Consider the following 12659-nt stretch of genomic DNA (forward strand, 5'->3'; position numbering starts at 1 on the left):
TTAATAAAGATTTTCTTATAAGCTTTAAGTTTTGAAAAATATTCCCATGTATTTTAAGTATAGTGTTTTATATTTTCTTAATTTTGAAATAAGCCGTTATTTTTTACACCCAATCATGCCATATCAGCCTCTGTTTTTAGAAAAGATAGCCCTAGATGGCTAAAGACATTTAATCCGGGCAAGCTTTTAAAGCTCGGCCCATTTGCGCATGAGGTTGTGATACAAATTGGTCAGTTTCATAACTTCGGCATGCTGATCACCCAGCTGCATTCTCAGGTTTTGAATACTCTGATCCAGATTAAACAGCATATGCCGTTCTGCATCATCCCGGATCATGCTTTGTACCCAGAAAAATGAGGCAATTCGGCAACCTGAGGTGATTGGGGTGACTTCATGCAAACTGGTGGATGGATACAGAATCATATCGCCGGCAGGCAGTTTCACTTCGTGATAGCCATAGGTGTCTTCAACCACCAGTTCACCACCGGCATATTCTTCAGGTTCACTCAAAAAAACCGTACAGGATAAGTCGGTTCTGAGACGTTCATTCGTGCCGCGAATACGGCGAATGGAGTTGTCGACATGGAAACCGAAGGCTTCGTTATTTTCATAACGGTTGAACAGAGGGGGAATGATATCGAGTGGAATCGCAGCCGATAGAAATAGCGGATGTTGACCCAATGATTCAAGAATAATATTACTTAAATGATGGGTCAGGGGATAATCTTCAGGCAATTGCTGATTCTGTTTCACCGTTGCAGAGAGCGTACCAGCCGTAACCTTGCCATTCACCCACTCGATTTTATTCATCTCCTCACGGAAATATTGTACTTGTTCTTTGCTCAGTACGTTTGGAATATGATGCAGCACGAAGACTTTTCCTGAATATTTTATATTGAAAATAGCATAGCCCCCATAAGGAGGCTATGCGCTTACATTGAATTAATATTTAAAGTTGATTGCCAATACTGCGCTACGACCTTCTGCTTCAGTGGCATAGTGAGATGCATAAGCTTTAGTGAAGTAACGTTCATCAGACAGGTTGTTGACGTTTAATTGCAAATCAACATTTTCATTCACGTTATAACGCGCCATGGCATCATAACGGACATAACCTGGAACCCACTTGGTATTGGCTGCATCACCATAAACTTTATCCATTGCCACAGCACCCGCACCTAAAGTTAAAGCTGGAGTTATTGCATAAGTTGTCCACAGGGTTGCAGAGTTTTTAGGCACATTCTGCATTTGTTTACCTTTGGCAGGGTTATCCGGTGTACACACGCCTTGACGGTTACAAGATGGGCCTGGATTCACAGTTTCGCTGTCTAGATAAGTATAGCCAGCTGAAACTGCCCATTTATCGGTAATGTTACCGTTTAAGCCCAATTCGATACCATCAACTTGGGTTTCACCGCCATTAGTATATGTACTAGCATCCAGTTGAATCCGCGTATTTTGTTTTTCTGTTCGGAAAATGGCAGCAGTTAAATTCAGTTTTTCATCTAATAAGTCCCATTTTGTTCCGATTTCAAAAGTACGAGCTTCTTCAGGGTCAAGGTCTTTATTGTTGGCATTGACTGTTGCTTCAGAGCCATCACCTGCATCAATCCCTACTGGGTTTGCAGAAGTCGAATAACTCGCATAGATCGAACCATTTTCTACAGGTTTAAATGTTAAGCCTGCTTGATATGAGAAAAAGTCCGTATTGTTTTCAATTTTTACACCGGTTGCATTGGTTTTAAGTTCCGTATCGAATTTATCCCAACGTGCACCTAGATCGACTATCCATTGAGGATTGATTTCGATGCTGTCTAATAAATAGATAGATGTTGTTTCTGCAGTTGTTGTGGTGACGGCTTTATTTACAGTAATACTGCCTAACCATGGATCTCGTGAATTAGGGTTAAGAGCAGAAGTACACCAGTATTCAGATGCAGCACCTTGTCCATAACCGTAATTTGTAGAACATGCACCAGATGCAGGGTTACCTCCAATTGGGTTGGTCATTACAGGTTTACCATCTTTATCAAAGACTGGGTTGCCAGCAGCATCAACTGTTTGAACAGGTTTAACATTGCCAGAATTGTTAACTGTATAATTGCCTTTATCTGATTCTAGATAACTATATTCAGCACCGATGTTAAAGCTATGTTGTAAAGCACCTGTATTAAACTTGCCGCGTAAGCTTAGCTGATCGCTATAGCCTTCTGTGTCGGTAATACGCGTATTGGCACGGCGCCAAACTTCATCATTGGCAATATTTTTTTGACTATCGTCAGGTTGAGTCCATACATAATCATTTTTTGATCGGGTATAACTTGCAATGTTAGAAAGTGTTAAATTTTCATTTAAATCATGTTCTAACTTAAATGTACCAATTTGATTTTCTTGTTTTTGGAAGTCACGATTAAGCCATCCGTAGTAAATGCCTTGTTTTACATCAATGGGTTTACCAGTAGTATCAGCAGTTCCAAGTGTCCCGTAAGGTACACCAGCATCAGGCGTATCATCAGACTTTAAGTAGTAATAGCCCAAAGTCGCGCGAGTAGGGGTGTCCAGACCAAAGCTAATACTTGGCGCAATACCGGCACGTTTATATTCCGCACCATCTTTCTGGCCAGCTTTTTCATTATGATGGCCCATTACCGCAACACGTGCTGCGATACCATTTCCGAAATCTTTATTGCCATCTAAAGTAATACGTTGATAGTTATCTGTGCCGCCAGCGACCGAGCCTTCTAAAAAGTCACCTTTCTTCGCAACTTTAGAAATCATGTTGATGCTACCACCGGTCGCTCCTGCGCCGCCCATGGCAGACGCAGAACCTTTAGTCACTTCGACCTGTTCGACAGCAAACATTTCACGGTTTTGTGAAGTGGCATTACGAACGCCGTCTACATACATGGAGCTTTCAGAGTTATAACCACGAATAAACGGACGATCGCCGTTTGGATTGCCCCCTTCACCTGCACCTAGGGTAATACCCGGCACAGTACGTAAAGCATCACTTAAAGTCGTCACTTGCGTATCTGCAATTAGCTGTTTTGAAATGACGGATACTGATTTTGGTGTGTCGAGTAAAGGCGCAACAAATTTGCTATTCGCAGATTGATCTACTTTTAAGCTGGGTGCTTGTTCAGCTTTGACTTCTTGATGAATAGTTTCTAACTGGATCACCTGTTCTTCTGCCATCGCAGATCCAGCTACTATTGATAAAGATGAAACAATTGCAGAGGAAACGATTTTTTTACGTGTTTTAATGAAGGTCATGTTAAACCTAATAGATGAATGCTGAAAATGTATGCGAATAATAATGATTCTTGTTTTTATTTTTATCTTTTTATTATGGGAATTCATGATCTTTAAGAAAATATTAAATGAGTTTATAAATGTAATGATGTAACAATCATTATTTAAGTTTATGTTTTTGATGGATATTGATTAAGCAAACTGATTGTTAATTTTTTATTGAGAATAATGATGTTTATAAAAGGGTAGATATAGGCATTATTGGGGGAAGTATGGGTCTAGACATAAGAAAAACCCTGCCGAAGCAGGGTTTTTTTAAGAAATGTATTTCTTAGAATTTAAAAGTAGTGCTTAACTGAACGCGACGACCTTCTTGAGTGTTAGTATAACGATTGTGGTAATCATCGATACTACCACCCACATATTGGTAATCTACAAAGTTTTTATCGAAGATATTATAAAGCGCAACACCGATATCTACATTATCATTCACTGTGTAATTAGTACCAAGATGCCACTGTGTATAACCCTCATAGTCACCTAAAGCATCTTTTACTTCACCAGCAGTACGAATTTGACTGCTTCGGTATTCACCACGTAACCATAATGACATGTTATCAGCAGGAGTATAGTTAACTAAAAGGTTGGCAACATGCTCGGCATTATCAGCGTCTTCGGTTTTGATGCCTAAAGCATCTGTAAGTTCACCTTTTGTCCAAGTATAGTTACCAGAGAGTTTCCATTGGTCGTTTACTTGATAAGCAGCTCCAACTTCAATACCATGTGATTCAGCTTCATCTGCATTATATGGGCGAGCTAAAGTTAAATTACGGTTTGCTGCAGTATTCCAATCAATTCCCCATTCTTGGAATTTTGCATTACAGGCACTAATATTACCTGTACAGTCAAATCCGATTGGGTGACCGTTATAACTAACGCCAGGTACGTAAGTCCCTTTAGCAACTAAATCAGCAATATCTTTATCCTGAATATGAACTAAAGAGTAACCTGCACCTACTGTAGTGATTTTATTTTTAGTCTTGTTTTGGAAGAATGTTACATTGGCATTAAAACCAGCTTGGTTGTCAAAGTACATACCAATTTCGTAGTTTTCACTTGTTTCTGGCTCTAAGGTAGCGCTACCTAAAACAGGCGAACGACCTTGGCTAGCAACGTTGGATAAACCTTGTGTCAATTGCTCTAAACGTGGCACTTTATAGCCTTCAGAATAGCCACCTTTTGCAGTCCATTGGTCATTTACATTCCACACGACATAGGCACGTGGCGTAAAGAAGTCACCAAAGCTACTATGGTCATCAAAACGACCGCCTAATGTTAAGTTTAAATTAGGTAAAATTGTCCAAGTGTCTTCGATAAATAGACCATATTGGTCAAAAGAAAGCTCAGGATTGGTACGGCGGATACCATCTTTTACGCTTGATTCCCACCACTGTGCACCGACAGTTAAGCTATGATTTTCAAATTTTTGTGTACTAAATTTAGTATCGAAATAAGTATCTTCACTTGTCAGTTTGCGGTCATGGAAACTGGTTTTTTCAGCAGTATTTAACATGCCTGCAGGGATTAAACGACCAATAGTTTCAGTTTCAACATGTGAAATACTGCTTTCAAGTTTACCAAAATCAGCATTCCATTCATGTGAGATGTAGCCTTTAGTGCGCTCATATTCTTGGCTTGGACCATAACCTTGTGTTGCTGATGGTGCAATTGGTCGTCCTGTAGCATCTAAATAAGTACCTAACTGCCCACGACTGTTATCAAACCATTGCTGTGTGTTTTCAACATCTAAAGAAATGGTATGGTCGGCATGTGGGGTAACGGTAATACGTGCACCTAAAGTTTCAATATCAGACTTAGTCGGGCTGTTACCTTGAGTTAAAGCACCAGTAGGAGTTGTTAAGTAAGACTGTTGGCGTTCTGCTTTACGACCACGTAATTGCACGCCAACTAAATCTTTAATCACAGGACCAGATGTAAATACTTCAGCAGAGTATTGATTACCAAATTCAGAGCTTTTTGGTAATACTGTACCGCTTAATGTTACTGATCCGGACCATTCATCATTCACTTTTTTAGTGATGATGTTGATCACACCACCCATCGCATCAGAACCATACAGGGTAGACATTGGTCCACGGATGACTTCGATACGTTCAATCGCAGAAATAGGTGGAATAAAGTTGTTGTTTGACTCACCAAAGCCATTTGGTGTGATGCTACCAACTGAGTTTTGACGTTTTCCATCAATCAATACTAAAGTGTATTCAGCAGGCATGCCGCGCATACGAATATTGAGGGTGCCTGTTTTACCCGCAGAAGGGCTAATATCAACACCTTCAACACCTTTCAAAGCATCAGCTAAAGAAGTAATTCGTTTTGTTTTAAAGTCATCTTGAGAAAGTACAGTAATTGAAGCAGGTGCATCCGTAATCTTTTGTTCATAACCCGCTGCTGAAACCACAATTGTAGATAATTGTGTTACTGGTACATTGGTATTATTTGTTTCAGCATGTGCAGAAGCAGCTGTAACCCCAAGAATAGCCACTGCAAGTGGGCGAAGATTAAAATTACGCATAACCGAAATTCCGAGATGGAGAAAGTTAAAGATTCAAATCAAATTTCAGGAATATTAATGATAATATTTATCATTTGCAATAAAAATATACAATTCCTTCATTTCAATTTAATCGCCTGAATATTTGAAAAGATGCCAATTCAAGTAAAAAAAGGGTTTAAAAACTGGAACTCGCGCGTATTTTTTGTATATCCTTAAATGTTGTCATATAATGTGGCACATTTTTATAAACCTGTTATAACCTAATATATAGAGGAAGCCATGCAAGTAACTTCTGAAGCGGTTTCGGGCGTTGCCCGTCGTTTAAATGTTTCTGTACCGACGAGCCGTATTAATGAGCAATTTGAAGCTCGTTTAAAACGCACTGCTAAAACTGCGAAGATCAACGGCTTCCGTCCAGGTAAAGTGCCTGTAAACGTAGTTCGTCGTGAATACGGCGCGGGTATCTACCAAGAAGTGGTAAACGATATTATTCGTGACACAGTTTTCGAAGCAATCCAGCAAGAGAAAATCAATGCTGTGGGCATGCCAAACATCGAAAAAACTGAAATGAAAGACGACGCGCTGGTATATACAGCGACTGTTGAAGTTTATCCAGAAGTTGAAGTGAAATTCGAAGGTCTGGAAGTTGAACGTAAAGCAACTGAAGTCAACGATAAAGACGTTGAGAAGATGATCGAAAATCTTCAAAAACAACGTGCTGCTTGGGCTGAAACCAAAGGCATGGCTAAAAAAGACATGCAAGTGACTTTCGATTTTGAAGGTACGGTTGATGGCGAGAAATTTGAAGGCGGCGCTGCTGAAGACTTCAAACTTGTACTCGGTTCTGGCCGTATGATTCCTGGCTTCGAAGACGGCATCGTTGGTATGAAGAAAGGCGAAGAGAAAGTGATTGATGTAACTTTCCCTGAAGATTACCAAGCTGAAAACCTTGCGGGTAAACAAGCTCAATTCAAAATCACTGTGAAGCTTGTTGAAAAACAAAAACTTCCAGAAATTGATGCTGAATTCCTGGAAATCTTCGGTGTGTCTGAAGAAGAAGGCGTTGAGAAGTTGAAAGCTGACGTTCGTAAAAACATGGAACGTGAAGTGAAAAACGGCCTGCGTAACCAGGTAAAAGGTGCGACTTTTGATGCGCTTGTAGCTGCAAACGAAGTTGAACTTCCAGCGGCTATGCTTGCTCAAGAAATTGACCGTCAACGTCAACAAATGATTCAGCAGTTCACTCAACAGTTCGGTGCTCAAGGTGCGCAAGCATTTGATTCAAGCATGCTTCCAGACGAATTGTTCAAAGAACAAGCTGAAAAATCTGTAAAACTTGGTGTATTGGTTAGCCGTGTTTTAGCTGATGCGAAAATCGAAGTAGATGCTGCACGTGTTGAAGCGTATATCCAAGACATGGCGTCTTCTTATGAAGATCCAAACGAAGTGATCGAATACTTCAAAAACGATGCGCAACAACGTCAACAAATCGAAGCTGTTGTACTAGAAGACCAAGTTGTTGATTACATTTTGGCTTCTGCTAAAGTAACTGATGCGACTGTAAGCTATGAAGACTTATTGAAAGAGCAGCAAGCTCGTCAACAAGCTTAATTTTAGCTTTCCATAAAAAAGGCGCTTGATGCGCCTTTTTTTCATATTGATGCCTGAAAAAAGCATTTCTGATTTTCACAAAACTAATGCAAAAAATATGATGGATTTATTGGCGAATTTTTTGCAATTTCAGTGATTATCCCTCATATTGTGATTATGGGTTAGGTCACAAAAAATTTAGGAATAAATAAACGTATGTATGTTCCAACGATTGAAAACGCTTTAGTGCCAATGGTGGTAGAACAATCCTCTCGTGGTGAGCGTTCTTTTGATATTTATTCACGCCTTTTGCGTGAACGTGTAATTTTTATGACGGGCGAAGTTGAAGACAATATGGCGAACCTTATCGTTGCGCAAATGTTGTTTTTAGAGGCTGAAAATCCAGATAAAGATATTCATTTATATATCAACTCGCCAGGTGGTTCAGTGACTGCAGGTATGGCAATTTATGACACCATGCAGTTTATCAAACCTGACGTGGTGACCTATTGTATGGGGCAGGCAGCATCTATGGGTGCCTTCCTGCTCAATGCCGGAACTAAAGGTAAGCGTTACTGCTTAGAAAATGCCCGTGTTATGATTCATCAGCCACTCGGTGGTTTCCGTGGTCAGGCTTCGGATATTGAAATTCATGCCCGTGAAATTCTATTTATTAAAGAACGTTTAAATCGTTTAATGGCTGAACACAGCGGTCAGGAATACGAGAAAGTAGCACGCGATACAGACCGTGATAACTTTATGACTGCTCAGCAAGCGAAAGAATACGGTCTTGTGGACGAAGTTTTAACTAAACGTCCATAAGTTTTAAAGATTCAGATAGTGGAGTAAATATGTCCGAACATCCTCAAGGACAAAAGCATTGTTCATTTTGCGGTAAAACGCAGTCTGAAGTCGGGAAGCTGATTGCAGGCGAGGACGCATACATTTGTAACGAATGTGTGGACGTATGCTTAGATTTGGTTCAAACCAGTCAACAGGTGGAAACCAATGACTGGGCCAATCGTCCTTTGCCGAAACCACAGGAAATCCGTGCGGCCTTGGATCAATATGTCATTGGTCAGGATATCGCAAAAAAGACCTTGTCGGTTGCAGTGTATAACCATTACAAGCGCCTGAAAGTGCAGAATAATGGCAAAAAAGCTGACGATTCAGTTGAACTTTCAAAAAGTAATATCATGCTGGTCGGCCCGACGGGCTCAGGCAAAACCTTGCTTGCACAAACGCTTGCGCGCCTTCTTGATGTACCCTTTGCCATGGCAGATGCAACCACACTGACCGAAGCAGGTTATGTGGGTGAAGATGTAGAAAACATTGTACAGAAGCTTTTGCAAAAAGCCGATTATGATGTCGAGAAAGCACAGAAGGGCATTATCTATATCGACGAGATCGACAAGATTACCCGCAAGTCTGAAAATCCATCGATTACGCGTGATGTATCGGGTGAAGGCGTACAGCAGGCTTTATTGAAAATGATCGAAGGTACGGTTGCTTCGATTCCGCCCCAAGGTGGCCGTAAGCATCCGCAGCAAGAATTCATTCAGATTGATACATCCAACATTCTGTTTATCTGTGGTGGTGCATTCTCTGGACTTGAGAAAATTGTGCAGCAGCGTCAGGAAAAAGGTGGCATCGGATTTACCGCAGAAGTGCGTAAAAAAGATGAAACCAAGAAGCTGTCTGATCTGTTCCGTCAAGTTGAAGCAACTGACCTGGTAAAATTTGGTTTGATTCCAGAATTTATTGGTCGTTTGCCGGTGATTGCCACTTTGGATGAGTTAGATGAAGAAGCATTGATGCAGATTCTGACTGAACCGAAGAATGCATTAACCCGTCAGTATCAACATCTGTTTGATATGGAAGACGTGGATCTGGTCTTTGAAGAATCCGCATTACGTGCCGTGGCGAAAAAAGCGGTTGAGCGTAATACTGGCGCGCGTGGTCTACGTTCGATCCTGGAAAATTCATTACTCGAAACCATGTATGACCTGCCAAGCCGTAGCGATGTCGGCACGGTGGTCGTCAATGAAGCGGTGATTAAAGGTGAAGCAGAGCCAGAATATCGTGCCGAGCGTCAACCGCATGAGCAGCAAGAGACAGCGACAAAAATAGATTTAAAAGTGGTGAATAGCAAATCTGCTTAACTGCTATTCATCCGAAACCTGCGAAAACTCCGTGTTTTCGCAGGTTTTTTATTTCCAAAAATAAAGCTGGGTGTTAATCTGATTGACTAGGTGTGGATGCCTAAAACTTATAAAAAATAAATCGCAAAGCACTTGCATATAAAAGAATAAAGACGCAGTGAGGGATAAGCATGCGTGGAGTCGCAATTGTACTCATCAGCAGTTTGGCATTGCTGGGGTGTCATGGTAAGAAAGCCGTCGTTGAGCCTACACAGTCACTCAGCACTCTAAAAAATATTGATCTTGAAAAAAAACCGGGCTTTGTGGAACAGCATCGTATTGGTATGTTTACTATTGGTGGCTGGGTCAATCAAAAGCAGGGCAATCAGTTTCAAACGGTGAAACCACAACATGATCAAGCCGCCATCGTGTATTTATACCGTCCTGATTCCAGATGGAACCGTCAGGAAATTGTCGCTGCCAGCCTGTTTATCAATCAAGAACATATTCCAAGTCTTTTGCATAATCATTATTACTGGATTGAAGTTCCTACAGGAACATATCGTTTAAGTACCAGTCGACCGTTGGGTGCTTTGCATTTTCAGAAGCCTAAATATCTGGATTTTAGTGTGGAAGCAGGACAATCCTATTTTATTAAATATGATGAAGAAAATATCAGCACGCGGCGTAGTGTCTCGGGGCCCTTCATGCTCATGCCGGAAAAGGTCGGTCTGAATGAAATTGCTTTTACTCAGCTTAAATCTCACAGTTTTAACTTTGTGGCGCAAGATCAGGAAACTGGCCAGATTCGCAAAAAAGCCCAGAAAATTGAACCAACTGTTTATGATCCATCATTAGATGTACAGTTGAAGGCACCTTTTAAACTTTGGGATCCGCGTACTTGGTAATGGAACATTTCCCAGAATAAATATAATAAAAAAGCACCCATAGAGGGTGCTTTGTTATTGCAGTCAAAATTAGCCTGCAGCAGCGTCCACGACTGGAATCTTGCCAATTTTAGCTTGCCAGATTTTCGGTGCAGTCGCGTGAATAGAAGTACCATTCACATCAACCGCGACAGAAACCGGCATATCTTTCACGACAAACTTGTAAATTGCTTCCATACCCAAGTCAGCAAACGCCACCACTTCAGCTTCACGGATCGCTTTCGATACCAAGTAAGCAGCACCACCCACAGCCATGAGGTAAGTTGCCTGGTTGTCTTTAATGGCTTCAACGGCAGCAGGACCACGGTCTGCTTTACCGATCATGCCGAACATGCCAGTTGCTTCAAGGACTTGACGTGTGAATTTATCCATACGCGTAGCCGTTGTTGGACCAGCAGGACCAACCACTTCATCACCGACTGGATCGACTGGACCGACGTAGTAGATAAACTTGCCTTTCAGATCAACAGGAAGTTCTTCGCCATTGTTGAGCATGTCGACCATACGTTTGTGTGCAGCATCACGACCTGTATAGATTGTACCGTTAAGAAGAAGCGTATCGCCTGGTTTCCAAGAGTTCATTTCTTCTTGTGTGATGTTGTCTAGGTCAACACGTTTAGAAGATGAAGAATCCCAAGTGACTTCAGGATAGTCTTCAAGTTTTGGTGCGATGATGTTGGCAACACCCGTACCATCAAGTGTGAAGTGTGCATGACGAGTCGCAGCACAGTTCGGGATCATACCGACTGGCTTACCCGCAGCATGACATGGATAATCTTTGATTTTAATATCAAGAACAGTGGTTAAACCGCCAAGACCTTGTGCGCCAATACCCAAAGCATTCACTTTTTCGAAGATTTCGATACGAAGTTCTTCAAGTTTAGATTGTGGACCACGACGAAGTAATTCGTCCATGTTGATCTCTTCCATCAATGCTTCTTTGGCAAGCATCATGGCTTTTTCAGCAGTACCACCAATCCCGATCCCAAGCATACCAGGAGGACACCAGCCTGCACCCATCGTTGGAACAGTTTTCAGTACCCAATCTACGATTGAATCAGATGGGTTCAACATTGCGAGTTTAGATTTATTTTCTGAACCGCCACCTTTGGCTGCTACAGTGATATCTACTTTATTACCAGGCACAAGCTTGTGGTAAATCACGGCAGGAGTGTTGTCTTTGGTATTCTTACGACCAAAAGCAGGATCGGCCAGAACTGATGCACGAAGCACGTTGGAGTTTTCTAAATAACCCTGACGTACGCCTTCATTGATTGCATCATCCAGGCCCATGGTTAAATCGAATTTAACATCCATGCCCACTTCAACAAATACGTTGACGATACCGGTATCTTGACAGATTGGGCGGTGGCCTTCTGCACACATGCGTGAGTTAATTAAGATTTGCGCGATCGCATCTTTAGCAGCTTTGTTCTCTTCACGATCATACGCACGGCTCATCGCTTGGATAAAGTCTTGTGGGTGATAGTAAGAAATGAACTGAAGCGCATCTTTAACCGATGTGATTAAGTCATCTTGCTTGATAATAGTTGTCATACAAATATCTCTTGAGCGGGCTGATAGCTAGCGGGCTAAATTATAAGACAAAAGAATCGGGTTGTGGGCATTTTGGGCGAGCATTGGCCGAAAGTTTATAGTTTAGGCAATTTAAAGGAGGACTTTAGCTGCTCAACGGGTCAAATATGACAGTAATTGGTCATATTTAGTGTCATATTTCAGACTAAAAATAGTCATATTTATTGTTATTTTTGATTAAGTGTTTGAATTTTAAAAGTTATTTAAAAATTAATAAAAAACCAGATTGTCATATAACTGTCATAAAACTTTTACATAATGCAGCTATTGAAACGGGAGATCTTAACAATGGTTACAGGTATTTTAATGGCGAGTGGTTTTTGTGTATATATCGCTGCAACTTGGATGTATGGTCAGAAAGAAGATCAAGCCTAAGCTTCATCTTCTTTTTTATTTTCAGGCATTAAATAATTAACCTTTCTTCAAATCTTCAAATCTTCAAATCTTCAAATCTTCAAATCTTCAAATCTTCAAATCTTCAAATCTTCAAATCTTCAAATCTTCAAATCTTCAAATCTTCAAATCTTCAAATCTTCAAATCTTCAAATCTTCAAA

Annotated in this window: 8 protein-coding genes; 4 read left to right on the forward strand and 4 right to left on the reverse strand. The window is 40.9% G+C overall.

The window, feature by feature from the left end:
- Positions 1 to 186 precede the first annotated feature (186 nt).
- From FTU42_RS01865 to FTU42_RS01875, 3 genes are all read right to left on the reverse strand, one after another.
- Positions 187 to 870: a Fe2+-dependent dioxygenase gene (locus tag FTU42_RS01865; protein ID WP_180082943.1), complete on the reverse strand. Its 684-nt coding sequence runs from the start codon at positions 868 to 870 to the stop codon at positions 187 to 189.
- Between the two features lie 72 nt (positions 871 to 942).
- Positions 943 to 3273, reverse strand: a complete 2331-nt coding sequence (locus FTU42_RS01870) for a TonB-dependent siderophore receptor (protein WP_180082944.1) — start codon at positions 3271 to 3273, stop codon at positions 943 to 945.
- 310 nt (positions 3274 to 3583) lie between these two features.
- Positions 3584 to 5848, reverse strand: a complete 2265-nt coding sequence (locus FTU42_RS01875; protein ID WP_180082945.1) for a TonB-dependent receptor domain-containing protein — start codon at positions 5846 to 5848, stop codon at positions 3584 to 3586.
- A gap of 261 nt (positions 5849 to 6109) precedes the next feature.
- Between FTU42_RS01875 and tig the strand changes: the two genes are divergently transcribed.
- The 4 genes from tig to FTU42_RS01895 all read left to right on the forward strand — a co-directional run bounded on the left by tig (position 6110) and on the right by FTU42_RS01895 (position 10469).
- Positions 6110 to 7441: a trigger factor gene (tig, locus tag FTU42_RS01880; RefSeq protein WP_005095580.1), complete on the forward strand. Its 1332-nt coding sequence runs from the start codon at positions 6110 to 6112 to the stop codon at positions 7439 to 7441.
- Positions 7442 to 7636: 195 nt separating this feature from the next.
- Positions 7637 to 8242: an ATP-dependent Clp endopeptidase proteolytic subunit ClpP gene (gene clpP, locus FTU42_RS01885; RefSeq protein WP_005095582.1), complete on the forward strand. Its 606-nt coding sequence runs from the start codon at positions 7637 to 7639 to the stop codon at positions 8240 to 8242.
- Between the two features lie 29 nt (positions 8243 to 8271).
- Entirely contained in the window at positions 8272 to 9582 is a 1311-nt protein-coding gene (gene clpX / locus FTU42_RS01890; RefSeq protein ID WP_005095585.1) for an ATP-dependent protease ATP-binding subunit ClpX, read from the forward strand.
- Between the two features lie 170 nt (positions 9583 to 9752).
- Positions 9753 to 10469, forward strand: a complete 717-nt coding sequence (locus FTU42_RS01895) for a DUF2846 domain-containing protein (RefSeq protein ID WP_159138500.1) — start codon at positions 9753 to 9755, stop codon at positions 10467 to 10469.
- 69 nt (positions 10470 to 10538) lie between these two features.
- Here FTU42_RS01895 and FTU42_RS01900 read toward each other — a convergent pair whose 3' ends face one another.
- The gene (locus tag FTU42_RS01900) at positions 10539 to 12065 is read right to left on the reverse strand and encodes a fumarate hydratase (RefSeq protein ID WP_005172753.1); all 1527 of its coding nucleotides are present in this window, start codon (positions 12063 to 12065) and stop codon (positions 10539 to 10541) included.
- Positions 12066 to 12659 lie beyond the last annotated feature (594 nt).

It is taken from the genome of Acinetobacter sp. YH12102 (assembly GCF_013419125.1).
GTDB classification, from domain to species: Bacteria; Pseudomonadota; Gammaproteobacteria; order Pseudomonadales; family Moraxellaceae; genus Acinetobacter; species Acinetobacter pseudolwoffii.